Source organism: Amycolatopsis sp. WGS_07, assembly GCF_045278895.1.
In the GTDB taxonomy this organism is placed as follows: domain Bacteria; phylum Actinomycetota; class Actinomycetes; order Mycobacteriales; family Pseudonocardiaceae; genus Amycolatopsis.
This window is the reverse complement of record NZ_CP136053.1, coordinates 4866298-4881774: the sequence shown is the minus strand read 5'-3', so window position 1 is coordinate 4881774 and position 15477 is coordinate 4866298. Positions and strand designations below refer to the sequence as shown.

General features: G+C 70.1%; 14 protein-coding genes. All 14 read right to left on the bottom strand.

Annotated features, from left to right (window positions below):
• Position 1: 1 nt before the first annotated feature.
• The 14 genes from RPX00_RS23085 to pcaH all read right to left on the bottom strand — a co-directional run bounded on the left by RPX00_RS23085 (position 2) and on the right by pcaH (position 15471).
• On the bottom strand, positions 2–1216 hold the full coding sequence (locus tag RPX00_RS23085; protein ID WP_406643052.1) for a diguanylate cyclase: 1215 nt from the start codon (positions 1214–1216) through the stop codon (positions 2–4).
• Positions 1217–1436: 220 nt separating this feature from the next.
• Positions 1437–2144, bottom strand: coding sequence for an SRPBCC family protein (locus RPX00_RS23080; protein WP_406642350.1), 708 nt, complete (start codon positions 2142–2144; stop codon positions 1437–1439).
• A 134-nt stretch (positions 2145–2278) separates the two neighbouring features.
• Entirely contained in the window at positions 2279–3133 is an 855-nt protein-coding gene (locus RPX00_RS23075) for an FAD binding domain-containing protein (protein WP_406642349.1), read from the bottom strand.
• On the bottom strand, positions 3130–5568 hold the full coding sequence (locus RPX00_RS23070) for a xanthine dehydrogenase family protein molybdopterin-binding subunit (protein ID WP_406642347.1): 2439 nt from the start codon (positions 5566–5568) through the stop codon (positions 3130–3132). The genes RPX00_RS23075 and RPX00_RS23070 overlap by 4 nt, the downstream gene beginning before the upstream one ends.
• A complete protein-coding gene (locus RPX00_RS23065) occupies positions 5568–6092 on the bottom strand; it encodes a (2Fe-2S)-binding protein (RefSeq protein WP_378306122.1) in 525 nt (174 codons plus the stop codon). Before RPX00_RS23065 ends, RPX00_RS23070 begins: the two co-directional genes overlap by 1 nt.
• Before the next feature lie 868 nt (positions 6093–6960).
• A complete protein-coding gene (locus RPX00_RS23060) occupies positions 6961–8073 on the bottom strand; it encodes an XdhC family protein (protein WP_406642345.1) in 1113 nt (370 codons plus the stop codon).
• Positions 8066–9181, bottom strand: a complete 1116-nt coding sequence (locus tag RPX00_RS23055) for a vWA domain-containing protein (RefSeq protein WP_406642343.1) — start codon at positions 9179–9181, stop codon at positions 8066–8068. The genes RPX00_RS23060 and RPX00_RS23055 overlap by 8 nt, the downstream gene beginning before the upstream one ends.
• A 1430-nt stretch (positions 9182–10611) precedes the next feature.
• A complete protein-coding gene (locus RPX00_RS23050) occupies positions 10612–11490 on the bottom strand; it encodes an AAA family ATPase (RefSeq protein ID WP_406642341.1) in 879 nt (292 codons plus the stop codon).
• Positions 11491–11563: 73 nt separating this feature from the next.
• Positions 11564–12154: an NTP transferase domain-containing protein gene (locus RPX00_RS23045; RefSeq protein ID WP_406642339.1), complete on the bottom strand. Its 591-nt coding sequence runs from the start codon at positions 12152–12154 to the stop codon at positions 11564–11566.
• Between the two features lie 10 nt (positions 12155–12164).
• Positions 12165–12971: an IclR family transcriptional regulator C-terminal domain-containing protein gene (locus tag RPX00_RS23040; protein ID WP_406642337.1), complete on the bottom strand. Its 807-nt coding sequence runs from the start codon at positions 12969–12971 to the stop codon at positions 12165–12167.
• A gap of 10 nt (positions 12972–12981) precedes the next feature.
• Positions 12982–13383, bottom strand: coding sequence for a 4-carboxymuconolactone decarboxylase (pcaC, locus tag RPX00_RS23035; protein WP_406642335.1), 402 nt, complete (start codon positions 13381–13383; stop codon positions 12982–12984).
• Positions 13380–14159, bottom strand: a complete 780-nt coding sequence (pcaD, locus tag RPX00_RS23030) for a 3-oxoadipate enol-lactonase (protein ID WP_406642333.1) — start codon at positions 14157–14159, stop codon at positions 13380–13382. The genes pcaC and pcaD overlap by 4 nt, the downstream gene beginning before the upstream one ends.
• Positions 14160–14188: 29 nt before the next feature.
• A complete protein-coding gene (pcaG, locus tag RPX00_RS23025) occupies positions 14189–14740 on the bottom strand; it encodes a protocatechuate 3,4-dioxygenase subunit alpha (protein WP_406642331.1) in 552 nt (183 codons plus the stop codon).
• A complete protein-coding gene (gene pcaH, locus RPX00_RS23020; RefSeq protein ID WP_101435212.1) occupies positions 14737–15471 on the bottom strand; it encodes a protocatechuate 3,4-dioxygenase subunit beta in 735 nt (244 codons plus the stop codon). The genes pcaG and pcaH overlap by 4 nt, the downstream gene beginning before the upstream one ends.
• Positions 15472–15477 lie beyond the last annotated feature (6 nt).

Here is a 15477-nt window from a genome sequence, read left to right as displayed (position 1 = left end):
CTCAGACCGCCACGCGGTTGCGGCCGGCGTCCTTGGCCCGGTACAGCGCGGCGTCAGCAGACCGCAACACCTCGTCGAGCGTGGCACCCGCCTGCGGATAACACGCGACCCCGACGGACACGGAGAGTCCGCTGATCCGCAGCGGGCCTCCCACCGCGACCGTCAGTTCCCCGATCGCGACACGCACCCGCTCGGCGATCGCGAGCACGTCGGTGTCCCCGGTCGCGGGCAGCAGCACCACGAATTCCTCACCGCCGAACCGGCCGACGGTGTCGCTTTGCCGCACCGAAGCCTCGATCGCCACGGCGACCGCGGCGAGCACCTCGTCGCCGGTGAGGTGGCCGTATGTGTCGTTGATGCGCTTGAAGTGGTCGAGATCGATCATCAGCACGGCGAAGCCGCTGCCTGCCCCGCGCCGCCGGGCCCGGGTGAACTCCCGGGTCGCCAGGTCGTGCCAGCCGCCGGTGTTGAGCAGCCCGGTCTTCTCGTCGGTCACGACCGCCACCTGCAGCTGCTGTTTCAGCAGGAGATACCGGTGCAGCAACAGCAACGGCGGCAGCACGAAGACCACCAGCACCGGCTGATGGACGAACGCCAGCGCAGCGAGCCCGCCGAGACACAGCGTCGCCAACTCGAAGGCGTTGTCCTCCCAGGTGCCGATGAGGTCCGCGGGCGAGCGGCTGTTCGTGTACAGGAAGATGCCCGTCGCCACGAGCACGACGTTCACCAACTCGAAGACAGCGGCCGCCAGGACGAGCGCGAGGACGCCGTACGCAGTGTCGAGACGGCCTTGGTCGAGATCGCCGATGGTCAACACCGCAGACGCCGCGAAGCACGACAGCATCGCCCACGCCGTACTCGCTGCGAAGCGATGCGCGGGCCGCGTACGCACGTGTCGCCACACTCGCAGCCACAGATGCAGGTACAGCACCAACGCCAGCAACGCGACCCACGCGGGCGGAAGCAGGAACGCGCCGGCGAGGTACCAGACGGACGTGACGTTGATGTGCGTCTGGCCGCTCATCCACCGTCGCAGGCGTTCGATCCGCCGCGACATCTCCGCCTGCGCGATGCCCAGCCCGACGAGCACCCCGAACGAACTGAACTGCACCGGCCCGCCGAACCCGGTCGCGAGACCGGTCACGGTGACCACCACCGCGGCGGCCTCGCACCCCATGGCGTAGCCGATCCACCGCCGTCGCGCGACCGCCCACATCGTCCAGCGCGGCGGCCAGCCGCGCCACGCCGTCGCCGCGCTGGGGACAGGTGCCTGCGTCACGGGCGCCCCCACGCGAAATTCGGCCGACGGAGGTTGCCCAGGGTAGCGGGTCCGCTCCAGAGCTAGCCGAGCCGAGGGACAACCCGCCCTCGAACTGCCCGCTGGGCACGCTCTGAGTAGAGCGGGCGGGCAACCTCCCTGTGGCCGGACGGAGCGGTCAGCGGCGGCGCAGCTTGCGCACGATGGCCAGGACGATCAGCAGCACGACCGCGCCCGCGGCCACCGGGGCCAGCCGCTTCGCGACGGACTGCCCGGCGTAGTCGAGCAGGTCGATCGCCTCGGACTCGCCGGTCGAACCCCCGGCGGGCACGCTGCGCAGATGCGGCTTCTCGTCGGCGACCGGCTTCTCGGCGGCGGGCGCCTCGGCGGGCTTCTCCTCCGCCTTCTCCGCCTTCTCAGCCGGAGCGGGGGCTTCCTCGGCCGGGGTCTCCAGCGAGGCCGCGAGATTCCCCGCGAAGGTGTCCAGGATCTTGCCGCCCACCTCGGAGATCAGCCCGCGCCCGAACTGCGCCGGACGGCCGGTGATCGCCAGGTCGGTGGCGACCGCGCCGTGCGTGCCGCCGTCGCGTTCGGTGAGCGTCAGGGTGACCGTCGCGGCCGCCGTGCCGCCGCCGCGGGCGTCCTTGCCGGACGCCTTGATGACGACCTTGCGCGCCGCCTCGTCCTTCTCCAGGAACTCGCCGGTTCCCTTGTACAGCAGCGAAATCGGCCCCAGCTTGACCTTCACCGTGCCCGCGAAGGTGTCCCCCTCCACCTTGGTGAGCGAGGCGCCCGGCATGCACGGGGCGACCCGCTCCGGGTCGATGACGGCCTGCCAGACCTCCCCGATCGGGGCGGGGACGGTGAATTCGTGGTCGAGCCGCACGGGCCGACCTCCTCTCCTGCACACTGCTTCGAGCCGTTGCCGTCCACCTTACGGCCGTCTCCCGGCGAGCGTTGTCGTGAAGGACTCCTTGGGGGAATCAGATTCCCCCAAGGAGTCCTTCCCGGCCGGTCAGCTCAGGCGCCCACCGCCGCCGCGACGGCACGCCCGGTCAGCACCCGCGCGAGGTGCTGGCGGTACTCGACGTCGGAATTGCCGTCCGCGACCGGATTGGTGCCTTCGGCGGCGTGCGCGGCGGCCGCCCGAATCGTCTCCGCGTTGGCCTGCGCGCCGAGCAAGGCCTGCTCCACGGCGGTCGCGCGGACCGGCGTCGCGCCCATGTTCGTGAGCGCGACCCTGGCTTCCTCGATCACGCCGCCCTCGGTGCGCACGGTGGCCGCCACCGCGCACATCGACCAGGCTTGCGCGACCCGGTTGAACTTCTCGTAGTGCGCCCGCCAGCCGGTGTGCTTGGGCAGCCGCACCTCGACGAGCAGCTCGTCCGGGGCCAGTGCGGTGGTGAAGTAGTCCTGGAAGAACTCCGCCGCGGCCACCGTGCGCCGCCCGCCCGGACCCGCCAGCACCAGCTCGCCGTCCAGCGCGAGCACCGGAGCCAGCAGGTCGCCGGCCGGGTCCGCGTGCGCGATCGCGCCGCCGAACGTGCCGCGGTGGCGCACCTGCGGGTCCGCGACGGTGTCGGTCGCCTCCTTCACCAGCGCGGCGTGCTCGGCGATCAACGGGTCACGCTGCACCTCGTAATGCGTCGTCATCGCGCCGACCACGAGCGCGTCGCCGTCCTCGCGCACCCCGCGCATTTCGGCGACCTTCCCGAGGTCGATCAGCGTGGTCGGCGCGGCGAGCCGCATCCGCAGCACCGGCAGCAGGCTCTGCCCGCCCGCCAGCACCTTCGCGTCCTCGCCCGCCGCGGCGAGCGCCTGCACGGCTTCGTCCACCGTGGACGGAGCGACGTAGTCGAACGGAGCCGGGATCACTGGGCACCTCCGGAGGCGTCGATCGAACCGAGGCCGCCACCGGCCTCGCCGCCGGGTCCGCCGGCATTGGCGGTGCCGTTACGCACCGCGTTCCACACGCGCATCGGCGTGAGCGGCATTTCGATGTCGTTCACCCCGAAGTGGCGCACCGCGTCGACCACCGCGTTGACCACGGCCGGCGTCGAGGCGATCGTGCCCGCCTCGCCGACGCCCTTGGCTCCCAACGGGTTCGTGGTCGACGGCGTTTCCGTGCGGTCCGTGGTGAACGACGGCAGGTCGGCCGCCGAGGGCAGCAGATAATCGGCGAACGTGCCGGTGGTGAGCGTGCCGCTCTCGTCGTGCACGGCCTCCTCGAACAACGCCTGCGCGATGCCCTGCGCGAGCCCGCCGTGCACCTGGCCCTCCACGATCAGCGGGTTGACCACCTTGCCGACGTCGTCCACGCAGACGTACGAACGCAGTTTCACCCGGCCGGTTTCAGTGTCCACTTCGGCCGCGCACAGGTGGGTGCCGTGCGGGAAGGAGAAGTTCTCCGGGTCGAAGGTGGCGTCGGAATCGAGCGACGGTTCGACGCCGTCCGGCAGGTTGTGCGCGGCGAACACCGCGAGCGCGATGTCCTGGATCGTCGTCGACGTGTCCGTGCCCTTCACGGTGAACTTGCCGCCGGAGAACTCGAGGTCGTCCTCCGAGCACTCCAGCAGATGCGCGGCGATCGGCTTCGCCTTCGCGACCACCTTCTCGGCCGCCTTGACGATCGCGATCCCGCCGACGACCAGCGAACGCGAGCCGTAAGTGTCGAGGCCCTTGTGCGACGACTGCGTGTCGCCGTGCAGCACCTCGACGTCCTCGAACGACACCCCGAGCTGGTCCGCGACGATCTGGCTCCACGCCGTCTCGTGCCCCTGCCCGTGCGCCGACGCCCCGGTCGTCACCTCGACCTTGCCGGTCGGCAGCATCCGCAGCGACGCGTACTCCCAGCCGCCGGCCCCGTAATCGAGCGAACCCAGCACCCGCGACGGCGCGAGCCCGCACATCTCGGTGAACGTCGAGATCCCGATGCCGAGCTGCACCGGGTCGTTCGCCTCACGGCGTTCCTTCTGTTCGCGGCGCAGCGCGTCGTAGCCGAAAAGCTCCTTCGCCTTCTCGGTCGCGGCCTCGTAGTTGCCGGAGTCGTAGGTGAGCCCGCAGACCGTGGTGAACGGGAATTCCTCGTGCTTGATCCAGTTCTTTTCGCGCAGCTCCACCGGGTCCATGCCCAGCTCGTCGGCCAGCTCGTCCATGATCCGCTCGATGGCGAACGTCGCTTCCGGACGCCCGGCGCCGCGGTAGGCGTCGGTGAGCGTGGTCGTGGTGAACACGTTGGTGCAGGCGAAGTGGTATGCCGGGATCTTGTAGATCGCGTTGAACATGAACGCGCCGAGGATCGGCACGCCCGGCCCGACCAGGCCGTTGTACGCGCCGAGGTTGGCGAGCAGTTCGACCTTGAGCCCGGTGACCGTGCCGTCGGCCTTCGCCGAGATCGTGATGTCCTGGATCTGGTCGCGCCCGTGGTGCGCGGCGAGCATGGTCTCGGACCGGGATTCGTTCCACTTCACCGGTTTGCCGAGCTTGTTCGCGACGAGCACGGTCATCATTTCCTCGGGCAGCACGCCGATCTTGCCGCCGAACCCGCCGCCGACGTCCGGGGCGATCACGCGCAGCTTGTGCTCCGGGATGCCCAGCGTCAGCGCGGACATCACGCGCAGGATGTGCGGCACCTGGGTGGCCGACCACATGGTCAGCTGCGCGCCGGTCGGATCCACCACGCACGCGCGCGGCTCCATGAACGCCGGCACCAGGCGCTGCTGGCGGAACCGCCGTTTCAGCACGACCTCCGAAGAGGACAGTGCTTCCTCGACATTCCCGCCGGTGCCCGCCTCGGCCGAGTCGAACACCCAGAACGCGTTCTTGTTGCTGCCCAGTTCCTCGTGGACCAGCGGCGCGTCCTCGGCGAGCGCGGCCTCCAGGTCGAGCACCGGCGGCAGGTCCTCGTACTCGACCTCGATCGCCTCAAGCGCGTCATGCGCCTCGCCCGCCGACCGCGCGACCACCACGGCCACGCCCTCGCCAGCGAAATTCACCCGGTCCGCCGCCAGCACCGGACGCCGCGGCGCAGCCATGTCCGGCGTGATCGGCCACGCACACGGCATGCCGATCGCGCCCTCGGGATCGAGGTCGGCCGCGGTGTAAACGGCTACGACACCAGCGGCTTCCTTCGCCGCGGACGTGTCGATCGAAACGATCTTGGCGTGCGCCAACGGACTCCGCAGCACCGCGAGATGCAGCATCCCCGGCAACACGATGTTGTCCGTCCACTGGGTGCGCCCGGTGATGAGCCGCTCGTCCTCCTTGCGGCGCCGGGACTTCCCTACCTCAGGCTCGATCGTGGCGGTCATCATTCACCACCCACGCCGACGTGGTTGGGCTGATCGATCTTCTCGGCTTCCGGCCCCGCCCCAGGACTCATGTGCTTCGCCGCGTCGCGCACGGCCTTCACGATGTTCTGGTACCCGGTGCAGCGGCAGAGATTGCCCTCAAGCCCTTCCCGGACGGCCTGCTCGTCCGGGTCCGGGTTGTCCGCGAGCAGGTCGATGGACTGCATGATCATGCCCGGGGTGCAGAATCCGCACTGCAGCGCGTGGTTGTCGTGAAAAGCTTGCTGGACCGGGTGCAATTGCCCGTCGCGGGCCAGCCCTTCGATGGTGGTGACCTCGCATCCGTCGGCCTGCACGGCGAGGACGGAACAGGATTTCACGCTGTGCCCGTCGAGATGGACGGTGCACGCGCCGCAGTTGCTGGTGTCGCACCCGACGACGGTGCCCACCTTCCCGACGCGTTCCCGTAAGTAGTGGACGAGCAGGGTGCGCGGCTCGACGTCATCGGTGTATTTCGTGCCGTCGACAGTGACGGTGATGCGCATCAAAGGCCTCCAAGTGCAAATGCCCGCCAGCCCCGGCGGAGGCGGCGGGCCGGTTCGGGAACGGCCAAGGCGCGATCGTGATCGGCCTCACAGGGAGCGTGCTACGCGTTCCGCGCGCGGACAAGTCCTGATGTCGCACGTCGCTCGCACTGTTCCGCAGATGCGGGGTTTCTGGCGCTTTTGATCCGCATGCGCGTGAAGCCGGACGGGTGATTTTTCGGCCGCCGTGGTCCGGTGGGCGGATCTTCCCGAGGGGGCGGGGTTTCGGGGCGGCGGTTCACCGGTTTCGGTTGCTGGATGGGGGTTTTCCGGCGAATTCGGCGCTGGCCGGGGTGCGCGGCTACGGGCCGATTGGGGCTGGCCGGTGAGCTTCGGTTCGCGCTGTTTCGTCGCGGTCAGGGTCCTGCTTCGTGACAGCGCAGCGCCCGCCCGCGTACGACCGGCAAGGTTCAGCCCGCCGCCGGTCACCTCGTGGTCGGCGTCCCGCTTCGCGACAACGCACCAGCCACCCACGCACCACCGGCAACCTTCAGCCCGCCGCCAGTTTCCTCGTGGCCAGCGTCCCACTTCGCGACAGCTCAGCGCCCACCCGCGCACCACCGACCAGCCTCAGCCCACCACCGATCACCTCGTAGTCGACGTCCCGCGTCGCGACAACGCACCGCCCGCCCGAGCACCACCGACCAGCTTCAGCCCACCCGGTGTCCTCGCGGTCGGCGTCCCCGCTTTGCACCAACCGCCGAATCCAGTCCGCGCGATGCTCACCGGGTGGCCCAGCCGCGCGCACCTGATCAGCGCCGATGCCAACGGCCCCCGCATCCCAGTCCGGCCAGCGCCCCGCCGCTGCAGCACATCGGCCGGGCCCGGTTCAGCTGTGAATCCGCCCGGTCAGCGCCGCCAGCCGCCGCCCGGTGCCGCTCCAGCGGAGGGCGATGATTTCCGCCGCGATCGACACCGCCGTCTCCTCCGGCGTGCGCGCGCCGAGGTCGAGGCCGATCGGCGAGGACAGGCGTTCCAGTTCCGCCTCGGTAATCCCCGCCTCGCGGAGCCGCGCGAACCGGTCGTCGTGCGTCTTGCGCGACCCCATCGCCCCGACGTACCCGACGTCCAGCCGCAGCGCGACCTCCAGCAACGGCACGTCGAACTTCGGATCGTGGGTGAGGACCGCGATCGCCGTCCGCGCGTCGATCCGGCCCGCCTCGGCCTCGGCCTTCAGGTAGCGGTGCGGCCAGTCGACGACCACCTCGTGCGCGTCCGGGAACCGGCTGCTGGTCGCGAACACCGGACGCGCGTCGCAGACCGTCACCTGATACCCGAGATAAGCACCCATCCGGGCCATCGCGGCGGCGAAGTCGATCGCGCCGAACACGAGAAGTCGCGGCGGCGGTTCGAAGGAGTTCACGAAGACAGCCATGCCTTCGCCGCGACGCTGCCCGTCCGGTCCGTAGTGGAGGGTGCCGGTGCGCCCGGTGGCGAGGAGCCCGCGCGCGTCGTCGGCGACCGCGTCGTCCATTCGGGACGAGCCAAGGGACCCTTCGACCCGGTCCGGCCACACGATCATGTGCTCGCCGACCAGTCCGGGCGTCTCGTGCTCCACGATCGTGACGACCGCGACCGGTTCTCCGCTGCGCACCGATTCGACGACCCGCTCCAGCTCCGGCATCGATTCGCGGTCCACCGGCTCGACGTAGATGTCGATGATCCCGCCGCAGGTCAGCCCGACCGCGAAGGCGTCGTCGTCGCTGACGCCATAACGCTGCAGCACCGGCTTCCGCTCGGCGACGACCTCGTTGGCCAGCTCGTACACCGCGCCCTCGACGCAGCCGCCGGACACGCTGCCGACGACCGTCCCGTCCGGCGCGACCATCATCGACGCGCCCGGCGCCCGCGGGGCCGACGAGAATGTCGCCACCACCGTGCCGAGCCCGACCGTTTCACCCGCCTGCCAGCGGCGGTACACGTCGTCCAGTACGTCACGCATCGGCAATCTCCCCGAGGAGTCGTTCCAACGTCGCCAGGCTGTGCCCGGCCAGCAGCCGGTCGATGTGCGGCAGGGCGGCCACGATGCCGGATTGGACCGGAGCATAACCCTCGTGCCCTGCGTGCGGATTCACCCAGAATACGGCGTGCGCGAGCCGGCGCAGCCTGCCGAGCTGCTCGGCGAGCAGGCTGACGTCGCCGCGCTCCCACCCGTCGGAGAACACGGTGACTACCGCGCGTCGCGCGAAACCGCGTTGCCCCCACCGGTCGAGAAACACCCGCAGCGTCTCGCCAAGCCGCGTCCCACCAGCGAAATCCGGCACCGCGGTACCAGCGGCGAGCATGGCCTGCTCCGGATCGCGCTGCCGCAATTGCCGGGACACCCGAGTCATCCGGGTACCCAGCGTAAACACTTCGACCGACAACGGCGCCGCCCGCGCGACAACGTGCGCGAACCGCAGCAACGCGTCGGCGTACGGACTCATCGAGCCGGAAACGTCGATCAGCAGCACCACTTTCCGAGCCCGCGTCCCCCGCCGGTGATGCGCCAGCCGAACCGGCTCGCCGCCGGCCGCGAGCATCGCCCGCAACGTCCGAGCCGGATCGAGCGCACCCCGACGCGCCGGCGTCCGCCGCGCCGCCTGCCGCTTGGGCAGCACCGGACGCAACGTCGCGAGCAGCTCACGCAAATGCGCGCGCTCGGCTTTGGTGAGTTCGGCAAGATCCCGATGCCGGAGAACCTCATGGTCACTAGCCGCGACCCGGAGCGTGTCGTGCGATTCCTCAGCACTGTCCCCGTCACCGCCCGCGACTGCCAGCGGAGCGATCCGGGCCTGCTTCCGCACCGGAGTCCCCGACGCCGCCCGAGGACTGTCGTCTCCTTCGAACCACCGCGCGAAGGCTTCCTCATACCGAGGAAGGTCGTCCGGGTCGGAACAGAGCGTCAACCGCCCGACCCAGTAAAGCTGCGTCGGCCGAGCGACATCAACCTTCGCGACAGCCGCCAGATAAGCCTGCACCCGCCGCGCATCGCACGCGACGCCCGCTTCCCGCAACGCCGCCGCGAACCCCGCGTACCCAGCGAGCGGATCAGCGACTTCGGTGTTCATGTCCCCCATTGTGACCCCAACCCGGGAACCCGCACCGCGACCGCTCCGCCCTCGCTCCGGCAGCACCCACCGGATTCGACGACCGTCCGGTGCTCGGCGTGCTTGCGTTTCCCTTGCCTGGCCGCAGGTTGGGAGCCGTGCTCGACGATCTTGCCGCGCCAAGGTTCTCGGCCGGATTCTTTGGCGCGCGGTAGTTCCGGCTTGAGCTGCTCCAGCTCGCCAGTGTTCCTCCGCACCGCCATTCCAGTGTGAACCACACTGGGCTCGCGGATGTTCCGGCCGCTCCACAATTTCGCCTGGAGCGTGCAAACTCGCTGCCTTACCGGGCTCCGCGCGCACTCGCAGCCCGATCGGACGGCGGCCGATCCCAGGCACGCCAGATCGCCAGTCCGCGCCACCTCCAGACGGCCAGCTCAGCGCCGCCTCCAGCCGACCTGCTACGGCTCCCTGCTCCAGCGCCCCGCTCGAGCGCCCAGCCATGCAGTCTCCCGAGACCAGCAACGAACCCAGCCCGCTCCGCCAGCCGCCAAACACTGGCCAGTGTTCCCAGCCGCCCGGCAGCCCAGCCAACCGCCACGCCGCACTGCCGTTCCCAGAAACCCCGCTCCGTCGGCGAAAGACCACGGCTTCGCGGAATCCAGCGCACCACCAGCCGCACTCACGCCGCCCAAAGGTTCGCAGTCATCCCGGCCCGCCAAGACCAAGCCCACGCGAAGGCAAGCGTCAAGGACCTCCCACCGCAGCAGCCTCAGGACCCGCCACCGCAGCCACCTTCAGAACATCCCACGGCAGCCGCCTTCAAGGACATCCGACAGCGGCCGCCCCGCGGGCACCTCACGGCACCCGCTTTCCACGGCGTCCCACTGCGGCCATCCCGCAGGCACCTCACCGCACCCGCCTTTCAAGGGCATCCCACAGCAGCCGTCCCGCAGACACCCCACGGCGTCCCACTGCGGCCGTCCCGCGGACACCTCGCAGCACCCGCGTCCCAACGGCATCCCACAACAGCCGTCCCGCAGACACCACACGGCACCCGCCTTCCAACGGCATCCCACAGCAGCCGCCACCAGGGCATCCCGCCGCAGCCAGCCAAGCATCCCGCCGCACCGAACTCCCGAAGGCACCGCCTCGCGCCAACCACGGCCTCGGCGAAGGGCGGCCGCGCACGCCATCCCGCCTCCGGGACGGCGTGCGCGGACCGTGGTTGCGCGCAGCGACCAACCCCGGTAGCTCAGGACGGGCGCGCGGAACCTTCAGAAAAGAACGGAACTCAACGGAGTGCCAGGAGGGCAGCCCGGGCGAAGTCGGTCACGAGCCCTCCTTCCGGCACAGTCGCAAAGTCAACGAAGTCATTCAGTGATGCTTCAAGCATGCCCGATCCCGCGCACCGCCGCAACGGAATTATCCCACCGTCCACAATGGACGAAAGATCACGAGAACAACGTATCCAGCTTCGCCCGGACGCGATCGAGATCCTCGCTGTACTTCAGCACCGCGCCAAGGGTCCGCGCGGCCGTCTCGGCGTCCAGTTCGTCGCGCTGGAGCGCGAGCAAAGCCCGTGCCCAGTCAAGGGATTCGGCGACGCCCGGCGGCTTGAGAAGGTCCATCGCGCGCAACCGTTGCACCGCGTCGGCGATCTGGCGGGCGAGCGTCTCGCCGATGCCGGGCAGCCGACGGCGCAGAATGCTGATTTCGCGCGCGAGATCGGGATGTTCGAGCCAGTGGTAGAGACACCGCCGCTTGAGCGCGTCGTGCACCTCGCGGGTGCGGTTGGACGTCAGCACGACCAGCGGCGGCTGCTCCGCGCGCACCTCGCCGTACTCCGGAATCGTGACGGTGTATTCGTCCAGCAACTGCAGGAGGAACGCCTCGAACTCGTCGTCCGCGCGGTCGATCTCGTCGACCAGCAGTACGCACGGCGTCGTCGTGAGCGCCTGCAGCAGCGGGCGGGCGAGCAGGAACCGCTCGGTGTACAGCGACCGCTCGGCAGTTTCCGCATCAAGCCGTCCGCCGTCGGCCGCTTCGAGGGCGCGCAGGTGCAGCAGCTGACGGGGGAAATCCCATTCGTAGAGCGCCTGCGCGGCGTCGATGCCCTCGTGACACTGGAGCCGCACCAACGGCCATCCCAGCGCTTCGGACAACGCGAGCGCCAGCGAGGTCTTCCCGGTGCCCGGCTCGCCCTCGCAGAAGAGCGGACGCTGCATCTGCGTCGCGAGGAATCCCGCGGTGGCCAGCCCCTCGTCGGCGAGGTAACCGGTGGTGTCGAGGGCGGCCGCGAGCGCGTCGGGCGAGGCGAGGGACTCTGTCACGCCCCCGATCGTAGATCCGCGACCGCTTGGTTCGCTGTCCGCCGCCAGTCCGCCCGGCTCGGCCATCCGGCGCTCATCGCCGTTCCGCGCCAGGCCCAGCCAGGTCCCCGGGCCGATCGACATCGCTGCCGCTGCCGAGGTCGCCGCACTCGACGAGGCGCACGTCAGTCCGCCCGCGCAGCCAATCCCGCGCCCCGTGGTCGCCCTGTGCCGAAGCCGCGATTTCGCCCCACCACCGCCGTCCGAACAGCACCGGATGCCCAGGAACGCCCTGGTAAGCGGCCCGAACGACCGCGTCCTCGGACGCCTCCCCGGCGATCCGCGCGAGCGCCGCGGCAGGCACCCAGGGCAGATCCACGAGGTGCACGAGCACCGCGACCGCAGAGTCGCCAGCCAGCGACTCCATCCCGGCTTTGAGCGACTCCCCCATTCCGTCCTGCCACCGCAGGGCGGGCACCGAAGTCACGTCCGGCGGCAGCAACTCCCGGACCCTCTCAGCCGACGCACCGACCACCACCCGCACCGACGCGCAGCCAGCCTCGGCCAAGTTCCGGACAGCACGCCGGACCAGCGGCTCGCCGTCGTACTCGACCAGCGCTTTGGGACCGCCGAACCGCCGCCCCGCCCCGGCGGCGAGCAGCAGACCGGCGACCGGTTCCGGCATCGGCACCCTCTCAGCCCTTGATCGCTCGCCCCGGCGCGACCACGGCGAGATCCGCCGAAATGGCGGCCGCGGTCTCGAGCAACGGCGGAACGAGCTGAGTGCGGACGGTCTCCACCGGCGTCCGGCTCGCGTGCGTGGAGATGTTCACCGCCGCGACCGCGCGACCGGCCCGGTTGCGGATCGGCGCGGCGACGGAGCGCAGGCCTTCTTCGAGTTCCTGGTCGACCATCGCCCAGCCCTGTTCCCGGACCTTGGCCAGCTCGGCCTCAAGCGCGGTGCGCTGGGTCAGCGTGTGCGAGGTCAGTCGGTTGAGGTCGGCGACGATGAAGTATGCGTTGAGTTCGGTCCGGTTCATGTCAGCGAGCAGGACGTGTCCCATCGACGTGGCGTGTGCGGGGAACCGCGTGCCGACGTTGATGCTCACCGTCATGATCCGCGACACCGCGACGCGCGCGACGTACACGATGTCGGCGATCTCCAGTACTGACACCGAACTCGACTCGTGCACCTCCGCCGACAGCCGTTCCAGGTGCGGCTGTGAAACCTCGGCCAGGCTCAGGCTGGACAGATAGGCGTAGCCGAGTTCCAGCACGCGTGCGGTGAGCGAGAAGTACTTGCCGTCGGTGCGGACGTAGCCGAGGTCGACGAGCGTCAGCAGGAACCGGCGCGCGGCCGCCCGGGTCAGCCCGGTGATGCGGGCGACGTCGCTGAGCGTCGGGTGCGGGGCCTCGGCGCTGAACGCCTTGATCACCGCCAGCCCGCGCTCCAGCGACTGCACGTGGTGCGCGCCGCGTTCGGCCTGGTCGTCGGATTCCATGCGGTGAACCCTATCCGGCCGGCGGCTGAGCGGTGGGTTCTCCCAGCTCGGCGAGGACGCGCTGGGCGATCCCGATCGCGGTGTTCGCCGCGGGCACCCCCGCGTAGACGCCGGTGTGCAGCAGGACCTCGCGGATCTCGTCCGCGGTGAGCCCGTTGCGCACCGCCGCGCGGACGTGCATCGCCAACTCGTCGTGACACTGCAGGGAGGCGAGCGCGGCCAGCGTGATGCAGCTGCGCGTCCGCCGGTCGAGGCCGTCGCGCGTCCACACGGAACCCCACGCCGCTTCGGTGATGTACTCCTGGAACGGCCTGCTGAACTCAGTGGTCCGCGCGACCGCCTGGTCGACATGCTCGTCACCGAGCACCTCCCGGCGCACCCGCATGCCCGCCTCGTAGCGGTCTTCGGTCACTGCTCCTCCGTGATCCGCTCGAGGATCAGCCGGGTGAATTCCTCCGGCTGTTCGTAGCTGCCCAGGTGCGCGGCGGAGGCGACGACCTCGAGCCGGGCGCCGGGGATGCCGTCGGCGATGGCCTGACCGTGCGGATCGGCGGGCGTCGACGGGTCGTCGGCACCCGCGATCACCAGCGTCGGGACGGAGATTTTCGGCAGGTCGCCGGTGAGATCCATCCGCTCGATGACTTCGCAGCATCCGGCGTAGCCCTCGTCTGGCTGGGACTCGACCATCTCGCGCAGGTACGCGACCTGGTCCGGATGCGCCTGTGCGTAACCCGGCGTGACCCAGCGGCCGACGCTGGCTTCCGCGACCGCCGCAGTGCCCTCGGCTCGCACAGTGCGCGCGCGATCAGCCCACATCTCGGGTGGCCCGAGCAGCGCCGACGTGCAGCACAACGTCAGGCTCGCCAACCGGTCCGCGGCGTGCGCACCGAGCCACATCCCGGTCATCCCGCCCAGCGACAAGCCGACGAAATGCGCCCGCTCGACACCGAGATCGTCGAGCAGTCCCAGCACGTCGCCGCCCAGATCGGTCAGGTCGTACGGACCCGGCGGCACCGGCGACGCCCCGTGCCCGCGCGTGTCGTACCGGACCACGCGGAAGCCGCGTTCGGTCAACGGCGCGACCTGCGGCTCCCACATCCGGTGGTCGCTGCCGATCGAGTTGGAGAACACCACCACCGGACCCGCTTCCGGGCCTTCGACGACCCGGTGCACCCGGACACTGCTCACGCTTGAACCTCCACAATGGACACGGCCGGTCAGACCGCGAAGAACACCGTCTCGCCTTCGCCCTGCAACCGCACGTCGAACCGGTAGTCGGCACCGTCTTTCTTGGCCAGCAACGTATCCCGCCGCTCCTCGGGCACGCTCGCCAGCACGGCGTCGCCAGCGTTGTCCTGGTCCTCGAAGTACATCCGCGTGACCACCCGGTTCAGCAGCCCGCGGGCGAACACCGACACGTCGATGTGCCGCGCCTGCGCTGCCCCGGCCGTGTCCGGCACGATTCCGGGCAGCAGCGTGAGAATCCGGTACTGGCCTTGTTCGTCGGTGGGGCACCGCCCGAACCCGCGAAACGGCGTGGCGGGCTTGCCGCGCGGATCGTCGGGATGGTCGAAGCCGCCGTCCGGATCGGCCTGCCACGTCTCGATCATCGCGTCCGGCACCGGATTGCCCGCGCCGTCGTACACCCCGCCGCGGATCCACACCGCGTCTTCGGTGCCCTCCGGGACCACGAACGGCCCGTCGTCCCACGGCAGCCCGATGGACAGGTACGGCCCGACGGTCTGCGAGGGCGTTCCTTCCAGCCTCACTCGTCTTCCTCCTCGTCCTCGAACACCGACTGTTCGCGCCCGCGCACCACGATGTCGAACTGGAACGCCAGCGCCCATTCTTCCTCGGTGCGGTCGAGGTCGAACCGGGAGATCATCCGCTGCCGCGCCTTCTCGTCCGGGATGGAGTTGAAGATCGGATCCTGCGAGAACAGCGGATCGTCCGGAAAGTACATCTGCGTGACGAGCCGCTGGGTGAACGCCGAGCCGAACACCGAGAAGTGGATGTGCGCGGGACGCCACGCGTTGTCGTGGTTCTTCCACGGGTACGCACCGGGTTTGATGGTGGTGAACTCGTAGCGCCCGTCGTCGTCGGTGAGCGTGCGGCCGAGCCCGTCGAAGTTCGGGTCGAGCGGGGACGGCCAGCGGTCGCCGGTGTGCCGGTAGCGGCCGCCGGCATTGGCCTGCCAGATCTCCACGAGCGAGTTGCGGATCGGACGCCCGTCGCCGTCGAGAAGCCTGCCGGTGACGATGATCCGCTGCCCCTGCGGCTCTCCCGCGTGCTGGCGGGTGAGGTCGTTGTCCAACTCGCCGAGCCGTCCCGGCCCGAGCAGCGGACCGGTGACCTCGGTGAGCATCTGCGGCAGCAGGACCAGCGGCTGCTTCGGATGCCGCAACGCGGTGGAGCGGTACGGCGCGTAGTCGAGCGGCGGGTGCGTGCCGTCCGGATCGGGCCGGTACTGCGGCAGCCGCCGATCGGTCGGTGTGGCCACGATGCC